The sequence below is a fragment of the Lysinibacillus sp. EB271-A1-10B genome, assembly GCF_058791335.1.
The window spans coordinates 183,740-203,540 of the sequence record NZ_JBYTDL010000001.1; the positions used below are offsets into that span (position 1 = coordinate 183,740).

23 protein-coding genes are annotated in these 19,801 nt (G+C 38.1%); all 23 read right to left on the bottom strand.

What is annotated here, in order from left to right; all coding sequences use genetic code 11:
• Positions 1 to 8: 8 nt before the first annotated feature.
• A complete protein-coding gene (locus AC3WSK_RS00900) occupies positions 9 to 1,163 on the bottom strand; it encodes a protein-glutamate methylesterase/protein-glutamine glutaminase (protein ID WP_427482580.1) in 1,155 nt (384 codons plus the stop codon).
• Positions 1,164 to 2,039: a MinD/ParA family protein gene (locus AC3WSK_RS00905; RefSeq protein WP_427482578.1), complete on the bottom strand. Its 876-nt coding sequence runs from the start codon at positions 2,037 to 2,039 to the stop codon at positions 1,164 to 1,166.
• Complete coding sequence (gene flhF / locus AC3WSK_RS00910) at positions 2,036 to 3,232, bottom strand: flagellar biosynthesis GTPase FlhF (RefSeq protein WP_079560476.1); 1,197 nt, start codon at positions 3,230 to 3,232, stop codon at positions 2,036 to 2,038. The genes AC3WSK_RS00905 and flhF overlap by 4 nt, the downstream gene beginning before the upstream one ends.
• Positions 3,229 to 5,262: a flagellar biosynthesis protein FlhA gene (gene flhA, locus AC3WSK_RS00915; protein ID WP_492411461.1), complete on the bottom strand. Its 2,034-nt coding sequence runs from the start codon at positions 5,260 to 5,262 to the stop codon at positions 3,229 to 3,231. The genes flhF and flhA overlap by 4 nt, the downstream gene beginning before the upstream one ends.
• Before the next feature lie 23 nt (positions 5,263 to 5,285).
• A complete protein-coding gene (flhB, locus tag AC3WSK_RS00920; protein WP_079560474.1) occupies positions 5,286 to 6,374 on the bottom strand; it encodes a flagellar biosynthesis protein FlhB in 1,089 nt (362 codons plus the stop codon).
• Between the two features lies 1 nt (position 6,375).
• Entirely contained in the window at positions 6,376 to 7,152 is a 777-nt protein-coding gene (fliR, locus tag AC3WSK_RS00925) for a flagellar biosynthetic protein FliR (protein ID WP_079560473.1), read from the bottom strand.
• Between the two features lie 4 nt (positions 7,153 to 7,156).
• Positions 7,157 to 7,426: a flagellar biosynthesis protein FliQ gene (gene fliQ, locus AC3WSK_RS00930; protein ID WP_079560472.1), complete on the bottom strand. Its 270-nt coding sequence runs from the start codon at positions 7,424 to 7,426 to the stop codon at positions 7,157 to 7,159.
• Between the two features lie 13 nt (positions 7,427 to 7,439).
• Positions 7,440 to 8,105, bottom strand: coding sequence for a flagellar type III secretion system pore protein FliP (gene fliP, locus AC3WSK_RS00935; RefSeq protein ID WP_079560471.1), 666 nt, complete (start codon positions 8,103 to 8,105; stop codon positions 7,440 to 7,442).
• Positions 8,102 to 8,773 (bottom strand): flagellar biosynthetic protein FliO, encoded by a 672-nt coding sequence (locus AC3WSK_RS00940; RefSeq protein ID WP_079560470.1) that lies wholly within the window; start codon positions 8,771 to 8,773, stop codon positions 8,102 to 8,104. Before AC3WSK_RS00940 ends, fliP begins: the two co-directional genes overlap by 4 nt.
• A 4-nt stretch (positions 8,774 to 8,777) precedes the next feature.
• Positions 8,778 to 9,140 carry a response regulator gene (locus tag AC3WSK_RS00945; protein ID WP_079560469.1) on the bottom strand — a complete coding sequence of 121 codons (363 nt, stop codon included), beginning with the start codon at positions 9,138 to 9,140 and terminating at the stop codon, positions 8,778 to 8,780.
• Positions 9,141 to 9,161: 21 nt separating this feature from the next.
• Positions 9,162 to 10,400 carry a flagellar motor switch phosphatase FliY gene (gene fliY, locus AC3WSK_RS00950; RefSeq protein ID WP_079560468.1) on the bottom strand — a complete coding sequence of 413 codons (1,239 nt, stop codon included), beginning with the start codon at positions 10,398 to 10,400 and terminating at the stop codon, positions 9,162 to 9,164.
• Positions 10,393 to 11,388, bottom strand: coding sequence for a flagellar motor switch protein FliM (gene fliM / locus AC3WSK_RS00955; protein WP_079560467.1), 996 nt, complete (start codon positions 11,386 to 11,388; stop codon positions 10,393 to 10,395). The genes fliY and fliM overlap by 8 nt, the downstream gene beginning before the upstream one ends.
• A gap of 31 nt (positions 11,389 to 11,419) precedes the next feature.
• Positions 11,420 to 11,848 (bottom strand): flagellar basal body-associated protein FliL, encoded by a 429-nt coding sequence (fliL, locus tag AC3WSK_RS00960; protein WP_079560466.1) that lies wholly within the window; start codon positions 11,846 to 11,848, stop codon positions 11,420 to 11,422.
• Positions 11,838 to 12,059, bottom strand: a complete 222-nt coding sequence (locus AC3WSK_RS00965; RefSeq protein WP_049668748.1) for a flagellar FlbD family protein — start codon at positions 12,057 to 12,059, stop codon at positions 11,838 to 11,840. The genes fliL and AC3WSK_RS00965 overlap by 11 nt, the downstream gene beginning before the upstream one ends.
• 114 nt (positions 12,060 to 12,173) lie before the next feature.
• Positions 12,174 to 13,139 (bottom strand): flagellar hook-basal body complex protein, encoded by a 966-nt coding sequence (locus tag AC3WSK_RS00970; RefSeq protein WP_079560465.1) that lies wholly within the window; start codon positions 13,137 to 13,139, stop codon positions 12,174 to 12,176.
• Positions 13,140 to 13,218: 79 nt separating this feature from the next.
• Positions 13,219 to 13,590 carry a TIGR02530 family flagellar biosynthesis protein gene (locus AC3WSK_RS00975; RefSeq protein WP_079560864.1) on the bottom strand — a complete coding sequence of 124 codons (372 nt, stop codon included), beginning with the start codon at positions 13,588 to 13,590 and terminating at the stop codon, positions 13,219 to 13,221.
• Between the two features lie 15 nt (positions 13,591 to 13,605).
• On the bottom strand, positions 13,606 to 14,295 hold the full coding sequence (gene flgD / locus AC3WSK_RS00980; protein WP_427482573.1) for a flagellar hook assembly protein FlgD: 690 nt from the start codon (positions 14,293 to 14,295) through the stop codon (positions 13,606 to 13,608).
• 2 nt (positions 14,296 to 14,297) lie between these two features.
• Positions 14,298 to 15,581: a flagellar hook-length control protein FliK gene (locus AC3WSK_RS00985; RefSeq protein WP_492411468.1), complete on the bottom strand. Its 1,284-nt coding sequence runs from the start codon at positions 15,579 to 15,581 to the stop codon at positions 14,298 to 14,300.
• A gap of 21 nt (positions 15,582 to 15,602) precedes the next feature.
• Positions 15,603 to 16,211, bottom strand: coding sequence for a MotE family protein (locus tag AC3WSK_RS00990; RefSeq protein WP_427482763.1), 609 nt, complete (start codon positions 16,209 to 16,211; stop codon positions 15,603 to 15,605).
• A 4-nt stretch (positions 16,212 to 16,215) separates the two neighbouring features.
• Positions 16,216 to 16,665 carry a flagellar export protein FliJ gene (gene fliJ, locus AC3WSK_RS00995; protein WP_079560461.1) on the bottom strand — a complete coding sequence of 150 codons (450 nt, stop codon included), beginning with the start codon at positions 16,663 to 16,665 and terminating at the stop codon, positions 16,216 to 16,218.
• A gap of 1 nt (position 16,666) precedes the next feature.
• Positions 16,667 to 17,992: a flagellar protein export ATPase FliI gene (fliI, locus tag AC3WSK_RS01000; RefSeq protein WP_079560460.1), complete on the bottom strand. Its 1,326-nt coding sequence runs from the start codon at positions 17,990 to 17,992 to the stop codon at positions 16,667 to 16,669.
• Between the two features lie 5 nt (positions 17,993 to 17,997).
• Positions 17,998 to 18,786: a flagellar assembly protein FliH gene (gene fliH, locus AC3WSK_RS01005; protein ID WP_079560459.1), complete on the bottom strand. Its 789-nt coding sequence runs from the start codon at positions 18,784 to 18,786 to the stop codon at positions 17,998 to 18,000.
• Positions 18,779 to 19,792, bottom strand: a complete 1,014-nt coding sequence (gene fliG / locus AC3WSK_RS01010; RefSeq protein ID WP_079560458.1) for a flagellar motor switch protein FliG — start codon at positions 19,790 to 19,792, stop codon at positions 18,779 to 18,781. The genes fliH and fliG overlap by 8 nt, the downstream gene beginning before the upstream one ends.
• Positions 19,793 to 19,801: the final 9 nt, after the last annotated feature.

Sequence of the window (19,801 nt, forward strand, 5' to 3'; positions counted from 1 at the left end):
ACACCCCTTTAAGGCAAATATTTCATTATTGTTTGTGCAATATCATCTACATCTGCTACTTCATCGACAAGCTGCGTTTCCACTGCCGCTTTCGGCATACCATACACAATGCAAGTTTCTGCTGACTCAGCGATTGCCATCACATTTCCAGTACTTTTTAGTACTTTTAGTCCGTTAGACCCATCATGGCCCATGCCCGTCATAATAACAGCCACTTTATCAAAATCTTTAAATTGGCTCACGTCTTCAAACATCACATCTACTGAAGGTCGATGTCCAGATCTAGGTGGTTCATCATTATCAAGGACTATACCAAAGGAAGTACCTATTTTTCTAAGTTTTAAATGATACCCACCAGGGGCAATATACGCTACTCCATTTTGCAGAATATCACCTTGCTCAGCTTCTTTTACGGTAATTTCACTCAATTGATCCAGACGATTAGCAAGAGATTTTGTAAATCCTGCAGGCATATGCTGGACAATTAAAATGGGAGCTTGAATTGATTTTGGGATTTTGGTAATTACTTCTTGTAAAGCTCTAGGCCCGCCTGTGGAGGTACCTATCAGTACAATTTTCCGACCTACTTTACTCCATTCTACAGGTGACTTTGATAGTTCTGCCCTTGTCGGAAAAACATTGACAGAAGGAGTCACCCTGTCTTCACTAAGTGAATTTCTTCTAATGATACTCGCTTGTAATGGCTGTTCTTGTTGTCTTTTAGTACTAGAAGGTTTCTTTAATTTTGAAATAGGTACCAATGATGCTTGTTCAACCTTGTGGACAAGTTCAGTTTGGATTTTATGTAAATCAAGAGAAATTGATCCGCTCGGCTTTGCGACAAAATCTACTGCCCCAAATTCAATTGCTGATAAGGCATTTTCTGCTCCTCGTTGAGTTGTACTAGAGAGCATAACAACAGGTACTGGACATACAGTCATAATTTCTTTTAAAGCATCAAGCCCATTCATTTCAGGCATCTCAATATCCATCGTCACAACTGTTGGCTGCAATGTTTGAATCTTTTTTACCGCATCTTTCCCATTTCGTGCTGTTCCAACTACTTCAACCTTCGAGTTGCCAACAAAAAAGTCACTAATTAGCTTTCTCATAAAAGCAGAATCATCAACAACTAATAGCTTGCTTTTATGTAAAAAGTCCAATTAATCACGTCCTTTCGAAAAAATATTTCTTAATTTTGTTAAAAATTTACCTGCTGACTGATCATGTGCATGAACTTCTTCCACACGGTGCTCCATAAAACGCGCCACTATAAGTTGAAGTGTCTTTGTAATAAGTGCGTCTGGATAGGCAAGTGAAAAAGGCACCTGCTCACGCACAGCCTTACGCACAGCAGAATCTTCAGGTAATGAGCCTAGTATCGTAACCTCTTTGTCCAAAAACCGTTTCATCGTAAGCTTTAGTCGCTCATTGGTTTCCAGTCCTTCTTCTTTACTATAAGCTCGGTTACAGAGTACATAAAATTGCTTGTCCGCATCTCGCATATGAATATATTTCATCATTGAATAAGCGTCTGTTATCGATGTTGGCTCTGCCGTAGATAAAACAATAATTTCATCTATAGACGTTAATAAATCTAATGACCAATTAGTAGCTCCTGCTCCCATATCGAACAAAATGTAATCAAAGGTTTGTTGGAGTTGCTCAAATGCGTGAACGAGTCGTTCAAACATTGCCTCTGACCATTCTAAGACGCCCGACATACCAGACCCACCTGAAATATACCTTAAATTGTAAGGACCTTCAAATATTACATCATCCAGTAACTCATTTCCTTCCAAGTAATCTTTTAAACTATAAGAAACATTTTTTCCGATTAAAATATTGATATTGCCCATACCAATATCCATATCAACGATGACAACTTTTTTCCCTTTATTGGCCAATGTAATGGCAAAATTCGTCGTGAAGTTACTTTTACCAACCCCACCTTTGCCGCTTACAACCGCAATTGCCCTACCTAATTCACCCTGCTGTTTCAACATTTTCAAGCGTAATGTTTCAGCTTGGTCTCTCATTTTTCTTCACCTTGAAAAAATAAATTTAGTACTGCTTCTAGATCAGCTTCTTCAATATCTTCTGGTACTTCTTGACCATTCGTATAGTAAGCAAGTCCCTTATTATATTTAATCATTAAATTAATCATTGTGCCAATAGAATTTGTTTCATCAATCTTTGTAAAAATGAATTTTTCAATTGGTAATTGCTTAAATTGCTCGATAATGTTTGCCATGTCCTTTTCTTTTGTTGTCATTGCAAGTACTAAGAAGGACTCTGCTTGATCATCAAATTTTATAAGACGCTGTAAATCGTCTACATATTTTACCTCTTTATAATTGCGGCCTGCCGTATCTATAAACACTATATCTAAATGGGCCAATCGGTGGATTGCTTGTTCAAAATCTGTTGCATTATAAGCAATTTCAACAGGAGCCTGTAACAGTCCAGCATACGTTTTTAGTTGCTCAATTGCGGCAATACGGTAAGTATCTGTCGTGATAAATCCTACTTTTTTCTTTTTTTCTAAAACTGCTCTAGCAGCCATTTTAGCAATTGTCGTAGTCTTGCCGACACCTGTTGGTCCTAACACATTAATATATTTTTTTTCATAGGATATACCTCCAACTGGTAGATCCTCTAACTCTTTGCGCAATAAGCTTTTCGTAATCATCTTACATTGAGAAAAATTGATGTCTGACGCTTCTTTGACATGCGTAAAAAGCTCATCACCAATCGTTGTGATGAGCTCCTCACTTAGCTCTTGCTGTCTTAAGTATTCAATGAAGGATAAGAGTTCATCTGGATATTGATCTTGGATAGTCTTCTTATGCATCGAATGCATTAAAGATTTTAAATCTGCAATTTCCTTCCTCAAATCTTCAGAAATGCTGGCTTCCCCATATAAGGGCGCATCATTCTGCGGCTGTACTTGGTGTATTTTAGCTTGAACAGCGTTCGTAATCTCTTGTAACCTTGCACTTTCATGTTTAGTTGTTGATGTAGGTAAAGCTACAGGTGCTGGAGCCATATTACTTGGCTCCATTGAATCAATACCTGCAACAACTTCAAAGCTCTTCTTTTTAATGATTCCAAAAAACTTTTTTGTAACGACTACTTTTGAGTTCAAAATGACAGCGTCCTCACCTAATTCAGCACGCACAAGCTTCATCGCTTCTGGTATGGAGGATGCATAATATTTTTTCATTTTCATTCAACATTCACCACCCCAACACTTTGAATTTCAACCGTAGCATCAAGTTCGTTGTAAGATAGAACTGGAATTTGCGGGAAATAGCGCTCCGTAAGTTGACGTAAATACATACGAACTGCTGGAGAGCATAAAATAATAGCAGATTGTTCCATAAAGGAAACGCGTTCCACTTCTGCAGCAATGGTCTCTAAAATCGTTTGAGAATCTTGTGGATCCATCGCTAAATAATTTCCATGATCCGTTTGTTGAATACTATCAGCAATTAATTTTTCTACTTTACCGGAAACAGTAATAACTTTTAATGACGAGCTGTCCCCTACGTATTGAGAAGTAATTTGACGTGCCAATGCTTGACGTACATACTCAGTTAATATATCGGTATCACTCGTTAATTTTGCATAGTCTGCTAGAGTCTCAAAAATAATTGGTAAGTTTCGCACTGACACATTTTCTCGTAGAAGTTTACCTAGTACCTTTTGAATTTCTCCAGTCGATAATGGAGCAGGTGTTAACTCTTCAACTAAAATTGGATGCGTTTCACGTAAATGATCGATTAACTGCTTCGTCTCTTGACGACCGAGTAATTCATAAGCATTTGCACGAATCATTTCCGTTAAGTGAGTCGACACAACACTCGGTGGGTCAACAACTGTGTAGCCAAACATTTCGGCATCCTCTTTCACTTGCTCCGTAATCCATTTTGCAGGTAGGCCAAATGACGGTTCAACCGTGTCAATTCCTTCGATAGTATCATCATCTCCTGGACTCATTGCTAAATAATGATCAAGCAGAAGTTCACCACGTGCCATTTCATTACCCTTTATTTTAATTCGATATTCATTTGGTTGTAATTGAATATTATCGCGAATACGGACAACTGGAATGACAATCCCTAATTCTAATGCTAACTGTCGACGTATCATTATAACTCGATCTAATAAATCGCCGCCTTGTGCAGCATCTACTAACGGTATTAAACCATAGCCAAACTCAAACTCGATTGGGTCCACATTTAATAAATTCACAACGTTTTCAGGGCTCTTCATGCCGTCTGTTGCCACTTCTTCCTCAATCTCAAGTAATTCTTCTTCATCCTCTGGTTTTTTATGATCCATCATATAAGCACCAGCAATTAGTGAACCTCCAATTGGAATTGTTATCCAAAGGGGAATAGGTGTGAAAAATCCTAGTAAAAGTATTGTTCCACCCGCTACATAAAGCAGTTTTGCTTGGGCAAATAACTGTCCTGTAATATCTTCACCAAGACTTCCTTTAGAAGATGCACGCGTTACGACAATCCCTGTCGCTGTAGAAATCAGTAGCGCAGGAATTTGTGAGACAATACCATCTCCCACTGTTAACTTAGAAAAATGATTTGCTGCATCTGCAAATGGAAGCCCCATCTGCACAACACCGATGATGATACCAAATAATAAGTTGATAATAACCATGACCATTGAGGCAATGGCATCCCCTTTTACGAACTTTGTGGCACCATCCATCGCTCCGTAGAAGTCCGCTTCACCCGCTACTTTCTCGCGTCGTTCACGTGCTTCCCGCTCAGAAATAACTCCTGCATTTAAGTCAGCATCAATACTCATTTGTTTACCTGGCATCGCATCAAGTGTGAAACGTGCTGCTACTTCAGCTACACGCTCCGCTCCTTTTGTAATAACGATAAACTGAATTAACACAAGAATTAAGAATACAACTAAACCAACTAGCACATTACCGCCGACTACAAAGTCCCCAAACGTTTCTACAACAGAACCAGCATCACCTTTTGCTAAGATGGCACGTGTTGTAGAAACACTCAGTCCGAGCCGGAACAAAGTTAACAATAAAATAACTGAAGGAAAAATAGAAAAGTCTAATGCTTCCTTCATACTCATTGCTGTTAAAAGTACTATTAATCCTAATGTAATATTAATGACGATTAAGAAACTTAACATCCACGGAGGAAGAGGGATGATGAGCATCGCAACGATTAAAATAACCGCACCTAATACCCCTATATCGCGAACTTTCATTTGTGTCCCTCCTACTAAAAGCTTTAAATTTTCCGCTTAATTCGATAAACATAAGCAAGCACTTCTGCTATTGCTTTGAAAAACTCTTCTGGTACTTGATCGCCAATTTCTACTTGATCGTACATTGCCCGTGCTAATGGTCTATTTTCAACCATAACTACATCATGTTCTTTCGCAATCAGTTTAATTTTTTGAGCGATAAAGTCCGTACCCTTTGCAACGATGCGTGGGGCATCCATACTTTCATCATCATATTTGATGGCAATCGCATAGTGAGTTGGGTTTGTTATGACAACATCGGCATTTGGAACCTCTGACATCATCCGACGCATCGCCATTTCGCGTTGGCGTTGTTTAATTTTCGATTTTATCAGCGGATCGCCCTCACTATTTTTATATTCATCTTTAATGTCTTGTTTAGACATTTTAAGATTTTTTTCGTAATCATGTTTTTGATACATCCAGTCTAAAAGGGATACACATAGTAAGACGAGCGAAGCAGCAATCCCCATGATACCAACAAGCTTACCCACTGTAATAAGAGTCATCCATGGGCTTTTAAAGGATAACGCCAAAACTTCCGGCAAATTCGTCCAAACGATAATTGTCGTAACGCCACCAATAAAGCCAATCTTTAATACTGACTTGAGAAGCTCTATAATGGCTTTTACAGAAAATATTTTTTTCAACCCTTTGATTGGGTCCATTTTTTTTAAATCAAACTTCATCGGCTCTAATGTAAATAGGAAACCGAACTGTAGGAAGTTACCTGCTAATGCTCCAACAAATGCAATTCCCATTATTGGGACAATAATAAAAGCCATTTGCACTAATGTTTCTGTAAATAAGCTCATCACACTATCAATTGTTAGTGTTTCTACGCGTATGTTATGAATAAAAGTTTGCCTGAAAAAAGCTAAAAGATCGTCTCGCAGTGAACCTGCAAAGAAGAATAAAAAGATAAATACCATGAGCATGACAATTGCACTGGAAATATCCTGACTTTTAACAACCTGACCTTTTTTTCGAGCATCTTGTCGTTTTTTAGGTGTCGCCTTTTCCGTTTTTTCTCCCGCAAAATACTGTAAATCTAAATCCAGCAGTAGCCTCATTTTACCCACCACCTAAAATAGCCATTACATCACGCATAGCATAAATCATAATGGTAATAAGCTTTTGAATAACTTGAATCATTACAGCCATCATTGTAAATAATACTAGAAAACTAACACCTATTTTAATAGGAAAACCGACAACAAAAATATTTAATTGTGGTACAGTTTTCGCTGTGATCCCTAGCGCCAAGTCGACTAAAAATAAAGTTGCTACAACAGGAGCAGCCATTTGAAAGGCAATCGCAAAAACAGCTGTAAATGTTGTGATGATAAACTCTATATAACCCTCATTTGCGAAATTAGGAAATCCTTGATCCATCGGTAAAAATTGATAACTATAATAAATTCCATCGAGAATCATATGATGTCCATTGATAGCTAGTAGGAAAAGTAATGCTAGCGTATTAAAAAATTGTCCGATCAATGGACTTTGTGCACCTGTTTGCGGGTCGATAATATTGGCAATGGCAAAACCCATTTGAAAATCTATAAAGCTTCCGGCAATTTGAATTGCCGACATGATGATATAGCCTACTAAACCGAGCAACAGTCCAATGAGCGCTTCTTTCATCACTAAAAGTATGTAATCACCATTAAATACAAATGGTTCGACGTCAATTGTGTAATACATCATCCAAGCTAAAACTAATGCGAGAGTTATTTTAACTTGTGGCGGAATCGTTCTGTACGAGAAAAAGGGCACCGTGACAAAAAATGCCGATACGCGCACAAGTACTAATAAGAAAACCGTAAAATGCGGGATTAATTCATTCATCTTCTCACCCTATATAACGCGTTAAATTCTCAAAAATGTCTCTCGCATAGCTAGTCACTTGTGATAACATCCAAGGACCGAAAAATACGATGGCTGCAAATACAGCGATGATTTTTGGAACGAATGCTAAAGTTTGCTCTTGAATCGATGTTGTTGCCTGAAAAATACTTACCGCTAAACCAGTGATTAAAGCAACTAATAGTAGCGGACCGCTTGTTAGAAGGATAATCATAATGGCACGCTCTGCAATTGAAATAACCAATTCACCTGTCATACTGTATCATCCCCTAAAAACTTTCTAGTAATGATTTCATCACAAGATACCAACCATCCACGAGTACAAATAATAAAATCTTAAACGGCAATGAAATCATAACCGGTGGTAACATCATCATCCCCATCGACATTAGCGTACTTGCGACAATCATATCGATTACTAGGAATGGAATAAAAATCATAAAGCCGATTTGAAACGCTGTTTTAATCTCACTCAATGCAAAAGCAGGTACTAGCATTGTAAGAGGAATTTCTTCTACAGATGCTGGCTTTTCTGCCTTATTATACTTTAAAAATAAATCAAGATCCTTTTGCCTTGTATGCTTACTCATAAACTCTTTAAAAGGCTCACTGGCACGATCATACGCTTCTTCAATGCCAATTTCCTCAGAAAACAATGGCTGTAATGCCTCTTTGTTGACCTCTTGAAATGTTGGGGCCATGATAAAGAAAGTTAAAAATAAAGCAAGACCTACAATGACCTGGTTTGGTGGCATTTGCTGTGTCGCCAATGCAGTACGCGTAAACGATAACACAATAACAATTCGTGTAAACGATGTCATCAAAATTAAAATACTCGGTGCCAGTGAAAGAACTGTTAACAGTAATAGAAGCTTCACAGAGCTGGAGACATTTGTCGGGTCGCTGTTGGAAAAAATACTGATTACATCATTCATTTATCATCATTCTCCTTTTGCTTCCATTTCTCCAGTTCTTCATTGCGCTCCTGTTTAATTTCGGAAATCTTTTTTTCGAACAGCTCACCAAAAGAGGTTTGTTTTTGCTGTACGGATGAACTCTCATTATTTTTTCTCTTAAACTTAGATAATACTTCTGCAATATACGGTGATGTTGCTGCAAGTTCTTGTCGTTCATTATATAGTGCTAAAAGTGTTGCAACTTCATCGGGATCAGTAATTTCACGTAATAGCTGGACATCCTCACCGATCCCAACTAAATAAAGTGTTTTACCTACTTGTAATAGTTGTACTGACTTTTGGGCACCTAGTGATAAACCGCCTAAATTTTGTACTAATTGATTACGTTGAAAGTTTAAATTTCTTTTATTTAAAAACTTCATTAATCCATAAAATAAAGCTACAACAAAAATAAGCGCCAAAACCATTTTTATGTATTCCCACGCAGATAAGCCTCCAGCCGCTGGTATATCTGAATCTTTCTTAGCAGCTGGAGTACTATCTTCTTTACAATCTCCTTTAATGCAGTCACTCACAAAATTCGTGTCAGATTCTGCATATACAGAAGTCGTTGTAGGGTACAAAAACAGGAAGGATACAAGAAATGCGAAAATCATCGTTAGACGAAATGATTTTAACATTTGCATTCAATCATCCTAGAGCTTTTTGAATCGCTTCAATTACACGATCAGCTTGGAAAGGTTTCACAATAAAGTCTTTCGCACCTGCTTGAATTGCATCGATTACCATTGCTTGTTGTCCCATTGCTGAACACATAATGACAGTTGCATTTGGATGTGAACCCTTAATTGCTTTAAGAGCTGCAATACCGTCCATCTCTGGCATTGTAATATCCATTGTTACTAAATCTGGCTTTAATTCGTTGTACTTTTCAACAGCCTGCAAACCATCAGCTGCCTCCCCAACAACTTCAAATCCATTCTTCGATAAAATATCCTTGATCATCATGCGCATGAATGCAGCATCGTCTACAATCAAAATTCTTTTAGACATGGTTAACTCCTCCAATTGAAACTATCTTAAATTATTCAAACGCTCTGCTTGACTTAAAACATCTGTAATACGGACACCGAAGTTTTCATCAATAACAACGACTTCACCTTTAGCTATTAAACGGCTATTAACTAAAATATCAACTGGTTCACCAGCTAATTTATCTAGTTCAATAATCGAACCACTAGATAGTTCTAATATCTCTTTTACAGAACGCTTTGTACGTCCTAACTCTACAGTAACTTGCAATGGAATATCAAGTAGCATATTTAAATTTCTAGCTTCAGATTGCGAGATAACGTTCGGATCAAAACTAGCAAACTGTGCTTGTTGAACATTGACCGGTTGAACAGGTCTTGTTGCTTGCGGAATCGGCTGTTGCTCTTGATACATTGGTTGCTGCACCGGCGCTGGCTGCTGTTGATATACTGGCTGCGCAGGTGGCGGTGTTACAGGTGCTTGTGGTTGCATAGGCGCTTGTTGTTGGACAGGCGACGGTGCTACTGGCGCTTCAGGTACTAGTGTTGCAGCCACAGGTTCCTCGATTGATTCTGTTTCTCCTAATAAAGATTTGACAATGTTTTGACTAAATTTCAGCGGTAATAATTGCATGATATTCGAATCAATTAAATTACCAATTCTCAATCTGAACGATACTTTTACGAGTAAATCATCTTCAGGAATATTTTCTCGTCCTTCATTTTGAGAAATATTCATTAAATCGATAGTGGGTGGAGAAATATCCACTTTTTTATTAAATACTGTCGACATTGAAGTAGCCGCAGAACCCATCATTTGATTCATAGCTTCTTGCACGGCACTTAGCTGAATCTCACCTAAATCTGGTTTCGGATTTAAGCCATCTCCACCTAACATTAAATCAGCAATTATCGCTGCATCAGATTGCTTAATAACGAGTAAATTCATACCTGTTAATCCGATTGTATATTCAACCTGTACGGCTACATAAGGATGAGGAAATTCCTCTTCTAATTTATTTCGGTTAATCATTGAAATACTTGGGGTAGTAATATCTACCTTTTGCCCTAATAACGCTGAAAGCGCTGTGGCAGAGCTTCCAAAAGATATATTTCCTACTTCACCTAACGCATCTTGGGCAAACGAATCGAGGTAATCCTCTACTCTTAAATCATTCATATCCTCACTTGTAGAAGCTTCAGTGCCGCTGTTTTTATCTTCCAACGTTTCGCCCCTTAATAACGCTTCAATTTCTTCTTGGGAGAGCATTTCATCACTCATCTTCGTCTCCTCCTTTCAAAGGGTCGATAATCTGGATTGCTAATTTTTTACCTTGTTTTCCTGGTTGAACCGTAAATTTCGGTAATGTTCCTACCTTTAATAGTAATGGATCTTCAATTTTTTGTTCTAATTGAATGACATCCCCAATCTGCATAGTGAGGAAATCCTCAATGGTAATGTCGGTAATACCTAGTTCAACAGAAACCGGTAGTTGTGCTTGTTTCACGCTTGTTTCAAGCATCTTTGTTTGCTCTGGAGACATTTCTTTTGTATTTGCCTGCATCCAGTAGCGAACAGAAAGATTTGGAACAATAGGCTCCAATACAACATGCGGAATACAAATATTGATCATACCGCTTGTCTCACCGATTATCGTATTTAAGGAAATAACGACAACCGTTTCATTTGGCGAAATCATTTGTAAAAATTGAGGGTTGACCTCAAGCTCCACTAAAATCGGATCAATTTCCGCAACATTTTCCCATGCCTCGCGTAAATTGTCGAATGAGCGTTCAAAAAGGTTTGTCATAATTTTAGTTTCAATTTCTGTTAAGTTATCCACATTACTATGACTCGCCCCACTACCGCCCATTAAACGATCTAACATAGAGTAGGCAATGTTTGGGTTTATTTCCATTAAGATATTACCATCTAATGGCGGCACTTCAAACACATTAATGAGTGTCATATTCGGAATCGAACGTACAAACTCTTCAAATGGTATTTGGTCCACTGATGCAACAGTAATCTGCACATAGCTTCTCAGCTGTGCAGAAAAGAAAGTTGTCAGTAATCGTGCAAAATTTTCATGTATTCGGGTCAAACTTCGGATTTGATCTTTTGAGAAACGTAGTGCACGTTTAAAGTCATACACTTTAACCTTACGCACCTCGTCCTCTTTTTTTATATCATCAGCTGACATTTCCCCGGTTGATATTGCGGAAAGCAGCGCATCTATCTCTGATTGAGATAATACATCTCCTGCCATTTGCCCACCTCCATTTCAAGCAGTTTCTTTATTATTGTGTGATGAAGGAGGTAATATAAATTTCCTGAACTTCTCCCTCTTGCATCAGTTCATTTAATCGTGTTTTTAATGATTGTTGGAAAATTTGTTTACCTTTCTTACCTTCTAAATCCTTTTGCTCCATTTCAGAAAGCTCTTGAATAACAATGTTTTTCACTTGGAAATCACGCTTCGTTAACTCAGTACCAGCATCTTTATTTGTTGTTTGAATTTTTAACGATATGCGTACAATTTTGTTATCAGCTAGATTTGTCGTAATTTCTGGAATTTCTACAGAAGCTTCTACGATTTCATCAATGGTTGGCTCAAGAGATCCTGCTGGCTTATTAAATTGGGTATATAACACAAACCCAATACCCCCGATAAGTATGATTGCTACTAGTACGATGATAATCATCGTTAACACTTTATTATTCTTCATCTTCTTCACCTCGTAGATGCGGGTTTGATAGTATTTGTATATTTTTATAAAAGGCAGTTACCTTTTGTCGCACCTCATCTTCACTCTGTAAAACAATGATTTTGGTTCCAGTCGTTAATGTAATGGTCGTATCTGGAAAAGATTCGACCGTTTCTATGTATAAAGCATTCAATGTAAATGCTTTGCCATTTAAACGTGTTAGTTCAATCATTGAAATAGGGCCGGGTCTAGCTCGAGAGCCGGCCCGACCCTCCCTCATATGAAATTATGTTTTTAATTTTGAGCATCTTGAAATCTTAACTGGTATTTCTTACTTACAAATTACTTAGCGTTTTAAATTTACAAGCTCTTGAAGAACTTCATCAGAAGTTGTGATTATACGTGTATTTGCTTGGAAACCACGTTGCGCTACAATCATTTCTGTAAACTCCTCTGAAAGGTCTACATTGGACATTTCTAGGGTACCAGCTTGAACGGCACCAACCCCTCCTACTGTTCCAACTTGAGCGTATGGTTGTCCAGAGTTTGCTGAAGTTTGGTAGTAGTTACCACCCACTTTTTCAAGACCACCAGCATTTGGGAACTTTGAAAGTATAAGTTGACCTGCATATTGTTTATCACCTTTATAGTCTACATACTCAACTGTACCATCCTGACTAATTGACATTGATTGTGCTGTTGTAGGGATACGAATCGGTGAAATTTCAGTTGCGAAATCCAGACCCTCAGCGATATTACCTTCTATATCAGCAAGTCCATTGTCTGCTTTATGTTCCTCAGCTTGAGCACCATCGATTGAATCGCCATCAGCAGAAATGGATAACTCATCATTTGCGTGACCTACTAAATATTTACCATCGGCATTCACTAGATATCCATTTCTATCCATGTAGAAGTTACCAGCACGTGTATAGAGAATATTGCTGTAACCTTCAGCATCTAGGTCCCCGTCTTCATTAGGTGCACCATTTGCATCACCTACCATGAAGAATCCATCACCAGCTATAGCTAAGTCTAACTCGCGAAACGTTGTTTGCATTGAACCTGAACCGTGAATTGTATCGATTGCAGCAAGTTGTGAACCTAAACCGATTTGTTTAGCGTTAATACCACCACGAGTTTGAGTCGGTGAAGAGGCACTCGCTGACGTTTGAGACATTAAATCTTTAAATACTACACGTCCTTTTTTAAAGCCGTAAGTATTAACGTTAGAAATATTATTACCAATTACATCCAGCTTTGTTTGGAAGTTTTTTAAACCTGAAATACCAGAATACATAGAACGTAACATAATGTCGTTCTCCCTTCGTCTATTAATTGTGTGCCTCTATCAATCAGCACACCTAGGCCTCCTATCACAGGTCCAGCCCTTACAGCACGATTGTGCCATCAATATTTGTAAATATTTGCTGTTTTGCTTCCGTGCGGTCCATCGCTGTAATGACAGTAGCATTTTTAGCACTGACAATTAAAGCTGCTTGATCCATCAAGACTAATGGTTGTTTGACACCTTTTGAGTGCGCTTCAAATACCTTGTCCGATACAACCTGCCATTCTTGTTCAGTAATCGCAATATTACGCTGGATAATACGTTCATGCGCATGCTTGCTCACTTTCAGTTCTTGTTGCTTGGTAGCTTCTTGTAAATGAGCTTTAAAAGATTGCTGTGATTTTATTGGCGTTGGTTGTGTCTGGCGAATAGATGGATGTAATGGTACACGATGCAATGAAAACTGATCCATCATTCTTCTCCACCTTTATTCGGTTATTTCGGTAAATTCTTTTTGTGTTAATTTTTTGTCATTATCTAATACGTAATAAATAACGCCATCTTTACTCGAAACAGAAACGATACGCCCTTGTAGTTCTTGCTCGCCGTCTTTATAGGTAACTTTTTTACCAATTAGCTTGCTTGCTTGTACAAGAGGAGATTCTTTTTCAGTATTGTTATCATTCGAATTCGTTTCTGAACCGCCTAAAATTTCCGAGATATTGCCAGGTTGTATTTTCTTACCATCAGTTAATAAGAACTCTACACTACCATCAACAAATTTTAATGACTCAATAACACCTGATCCTTCGTTGACTACATAGTTACCTTTTTCATCTTTCTCATCTGTTAACTCATGCCATTTTACTTCCTTACCAATAAAAGATGAATAACTCATCATCTGTGTTTGTTGCTGTGAAGCAAGTAATGATTCCATCGCCTTTGTCATATTTTGCATTTGCTCTAAAGAAGAGAATTGTGCCATTTGAGCAATAAAGTCTCGGTCGTCCATAGGATTTGTTGGATCCTGATGTTGCAATTGCGTAATTAACAATTGAAGAAAAGCATCCTTACCGAGTTCTTTATTACCTGTTTGCCTTACTGGCTTCTTATAATTCTGATAGTATAAGTCATCCGTTATTTTTCCAGTCATTTTATCAGTCTTTGTATCTGCCATATTTATACCTCCTCACTTATTAGATAGTCACTAAAGGACTTGCCTTCATCGTCATCGTCGCTTTTGTGCTCTTCCTCTTCTTGCTGTTGTTGCTTAAAGAAATTATTGAAGAAGCTTTGGTCACGTTGTTGACGATCTGCATCTTGTAAGGTTTGGGCAATATCAAGACGATCCACTTGAATATTTTGCTGTACAAAGGCTTGCTTTAATTGATGTGCTTGACTATCAAGTAATTCACGACCTTGTGCTGTTGAAGCAAGCAAACGTGCTGTAAGGACACCGTCATTTTGCACAAGCTCGATACGAATTGTTCCTAGATTTTCTGGATACAATTTCAATGTTAAGCGTGTAATACCTTGTGCATTCGAGATTTGGGCTCTATTGATAATTGCTTGCATCTCTTTTAATAATGCCTCTGACTGCGCCGGTTTTGCAGCAGGTAGTGTCACTTGGAACGTATCTGCTTTTGTTTGGACTGTATTGGAAGTCACCATTTCATTCGCACTTGTGTCTGTCTGTTTTGTAACTTGAACTTGTTGAACTACTTTCTGAAAGCCTTGTAACGGAAGTGTTACTGTTGTTTTCGTTGTTACTTGCTGTGCCGTTTGAAGCGTCTCAACTTGTGTTTGCATCGTTGTCAAAAGACTCTTGACGTTAGTTAGCACGTTTTCTTGTGAAGCTGTTAAGTCTGTTTTTTGTCCAACTAGCTGTGCTAACTTTAATACTTGAAGCAATGGCGCTATTTCTTTCGGTGTCACTTGTCCTTCACCTTGTATAGCTGCTACGATTTGTGTTTGAAGCGCTGGTGCCTGAGCATCCACTAGTGCTAAAAGCTCCCATATATCTCTTGCTTCTTGATCTTCCCCTAGCAACTGTTGTACTAATTGTTGGAGTTGCTCAGTATCAATCCCCAATGCATCCATTAAATGATCAAGATTTAACATTTCATCTATTGCAACAGCTTTACCTTCTTCACCAATTTGAAGCATTAACAAGCCATCGTCATGTGGGATACCTAGTACATCTAGTACTTCTTCTATAGACTCAGCATTTAAAACTGCTGCTAAATCAGAGGTATCTTTTGTATCTGTTGACTGTGTTTGCTGCTGTGTTTTATCTGAAGAAGAAATAACCTTTCCAAACACTGATCCAAACGTTGCTAACTTTTCTTTGTTCGACGGTCCATTTGCTTTCACATCGGAATCGCCTGTTGTCGAAGACTTTGTAGCCGCGTTTTTAGTTGGTAAAGCCTTAGACATCATTTGCATCATTGATACATCCATCATTTCACCTCCTTTCAGATGTTCTTATTGTTTAGCCATCATTTCTGTATATTTAGCTGCATCTTGTGGTTCCATTTTTTCTAGAATCGCCGCTAATTTATCTGGCTTTAAATTTGTTAAAATACGTAGTGCTTCTGTATCACTCATTTTAATTAGAACTGGCGCAGCTGCTTTAGGGGACATCTTATCGAATGTTTTTAAAATATCAGTAAAGTCACGCTTTACGTCACTTTGCTCCCTATTTAATTTTTCAACTTCAAATTTCAGCTGCTCATTTTCTGTCGTTAACTTTTCTTTTTCAGTTGTTGATGTATCGATCTTTTTTTGTAGCTGTACAATTTCTGCTTCTTTTTCTTGTATTTCAGCCTGTAAATTTACAACCTTCGAATCATTATTTACTACTGCATCTTTTGCTTGTTGTTCTTCAGAAGGAACGAATGGTAAACTTTCAAATGCCTTCTTCCCTAAATCAAAGACATTCGTATTCATTAGGGTTGCAACAACAAGTAAAATTGCCGCTACAAACATAACCGGTATTACAAACCATGTAAAAAACTTTCGAAGGCCTCCTGATTTACGTTTAGGCGGTTGTTCTTCTAATTCCGTCTTAAGTCGATTGTCTTTTTTCACCATGAAATCACCTGATTTCCCTCTTGTTATACGTAAGCGTTGAAATCTCATCTAAAAAAATGCCTTCGATACGATCCTGCTCTTGCTGGAACACTTTGAAATCTTTTTCTCGCATTTTTTCAAATTTACGTACTTCCAAGTTTTTTTCTAATAATTTTTCTTCGTGCCAATTCATTTTTGCACGAGCTTGAACAACTTTCTGCTGTACATCAGCAATTGTTTTTTCGAGGCTATCAATAAAACGTGCATAATGATGAACTTCCTCTATTGATGAACCTACAGTTAAACGCTCCTGTTGAAACTCTATTAAATCTTCTTTCTTTTTTAACAACTCATATAACTTTGTCGCTACTTCTTCAAAAGAACGTACAGATTCTTTATAGGCAATTTCAGTTTCATTTTTTTCCTGCTCTCGAATGGCTAACACTTTCTCAAAACGATAAATATAACTTACCACCCTAATGTCCACCACCGTTCGATAATGAAATTAACTCATTCATACTTTCCTCAAGGGTCACTTTATCTAAATATCCTTGCTTTAAATAAGCGGTAATGAGCGGTTCATAGTAAATAGCTTCATCAATTTCTTTTGACGTTCCTTTCTTATATGCACCGATATTAATTAGATCTTCCGACTTGTCATATGTATAATAAAGTTCTCTTAATCGTTCCGCAGCCTTTTTGTGCTCTGGTTCTGCCACATGATTCATCAAACGGCTGACGCTTTTTAATACATTAATAGCTGGATATTGACCTTTATTGGCAAGGTTTCGATCAAGTACTATATGACCGTCTAAAATCCCTCGCACAGTATCTGCAATCGGCTCATTCATATCATCACCATCTACTAATACTGTATAAAATGCAGTAATAGAGCCTTTCTCATTAGTGCCTGTGCGCTCTAATAATTTAGGTAAAATCGCAAAAACAGATGGTGTGTACCCTTTTTGAGCTGGAGGTTCACCTGTCGCAAGACCAATCTCACGCTGTGCCATAGCAACACGAGTCACGGAGTCCATCATCAACATGACATTTAAACCACGATTTCTAAAGTATTCGGCAATCGCTGTTGCAGTAAAGGCTCCTTTAATACGCATCAGCGCAGGCTGATCAGAAGTGGCAGCAACAACTATAGAACGACTTAAACCCTCTGGCCCTAAGTCTCGCTCTATAAACTCACGAACTTCACGACCACGCTCTCCAATTAATGCGATTACGTTTAAATCCGCTTGTGTATTTCGCGCAATCATACCGAGCAATGTACTTTTCCCGACCCCAGATCCTGCGAAAATACCAACACGTTGTCCATTACCCACTGTAAGCATGCCATCAATTGCTTTAACACCTACTTCAAGTCTTTCATTAATAGGTGGGCGTGTTAGCGGATTTGGTGGGTCCTGCTCTGTCGGAACTGACATTAATCCTTTCGGTAATAAAGTTCCATCTATTGGATTCCCCATAGAATCAAGTACTTTACCGATTAGTTCGGGGCCAACTTTTACTTCAAGTGGTGCCCCTGTACCTTCAACTAGACAGCCAATTGATATTTCTCTTAGGGAGGTAAAAGGCATTAAGACGACAATTTCATCTTTGAAGCCTACAACCTCTGCCAAGATAATTTGATGACCGTTTTTAGAAGTTTCCACATAAATTTTACAAACGTCACCAATGGAACTATCTGGACCTTGCGACTCAATCATCAAGCCGACAACTCTAGTAACTCTACCAAACTTTTTAAAGGTTGGTATTTGAGGAATTTGTTCGATTAATTGAGCCGTTTTCATCTAGATCATTCCTTACTTTCTAATATTTCATGTAACTTCAATCTTAGTTCGTTTAATTGCTCATCGATACTTACAACAATACGACCATGATTTGTTTCTATATAACAATCTGTTTCATTTTCTAAATCTTCATTTACAAAAATCATAAATGGTACGTCAGTTGGGAACATTTCAGCTAGTTCATCACGATTACCAGTAATTAATGCATAGTAAGTAGGTGAAACATAGATTTTTATTTCTTTCATTTCTCTTGCTTCTTTAAGCCCTCTACGAACGATTGACACAAATAATTCGTTGTCTCGCTCTAAAGATGTATCAATAATTCGCTCTGCGGCGGTTAAGCCTAGCTCTAAAATAATCGATTCTTGTTCTTCAATATATTTCCGAGCATTCTCCCCCGCTTGAATAATTATTTCATTGGCCGTTTGGAGAGATTGCGCCATCGCTTCATTCGCTTTGTTTGTCCCATCCTCATAACCTTGACCAAATCCTTCATCATAAGCTTCTTGCACTCGATTAGGTCGTTCTTCTTCCCAGTCTTGCTTTAAATGTTCAATTTCCTGGGAGAATATTTGCTTTTCTTGTTCAAAAGCCTCGCGTTCAGCCTGTATAGTAGCTCTAGCTTCCGCAAGCAAGCGCTCGCGCTCTTCTAGCACTTCTTCCATAGTAATCTGTTTTTGAGGTTGAATTTCTCCATTTTCTATCTCATGCAGCTCAAACATTTCACGGATTTGAATCTTTTTGACATGATCACCATTGGACTGTGTATGTACAGAACGGATGATTCTAGACAATGACGTCATCTCCTCCACCACGTGCAATAATAATCTCACCAGCATCCTCTAAGCGACGAATGACCGCAACAATTCGAGATTGCGCTTCCTCTACGTCACGCAGTCGAACAGGACCCATAATTTCCATTTCTTCCTTAAATGTCTCAGCCATACGTTGTGACATATTGCGGAAAATAATGTCTTTTACTTCTTCACTAGAAACTTTCATTGAAAGCAGTAAGTCTTCATTTTCACAATCGCGAATAACACGTTGTATCGAACGATTGTCAAGCGTAACAATATCTTCGAATACAAACATACGTTTTTTGATTTCTTCTGCAAGCTCTGGATCTTGAATTTCGAGTGCATCGAGAATCGTTTTTTCCGTTTGTCGATCTACACCATTTAACACTTCAACAACTGCATCAATGCCACCCGTTTCAGTGTAATCTTGTGTCACAGTCGATGATAACTTACGCTCTAAAACAGATTCAATTTCACTAATAACTTCTGGGGAAGTTGAATCCATTACAGCAATACGCTTAGCAATATCAGCCTGTACTTCCTGTGGTAATGAAGATAAAATCACACCCGCTTGCCCTGCCTCTAAATAAGAGAGGATAAGGGCAATTGTTTGTGGATGTTCATTTTGAATAAAGTTAAAAATTTGTGCTGGATCAGCTCTACGCGCAAAGTCAAAAGGACGTACTTGTAAAGAAGATGTAAGGCGATTAATAATTGTTTGCGCCTGTTCTACACCAAGAGCTTTCTCCAATACTGTCTTCGCGTAACCAATACCACCCTGTGTAATATAATCTTGCGCAAGTGCAATATTGTGGAACTCTTCAATAATTTCCTCTTTCACATTTGCTTCTACTTTTTTTACGCTTGAAATCTCTAATGTTAAACGTTCAATTTCTTCTTCTGTTAAGTGTTTATAGACAGAAGCTGAAACCTCAGGCCCTAATGAAATTAACAAGAGAGCGGCCTTTTGTTTGCCTGTTAATTCCTTATCTTTCTTGGACACAGCCGAACC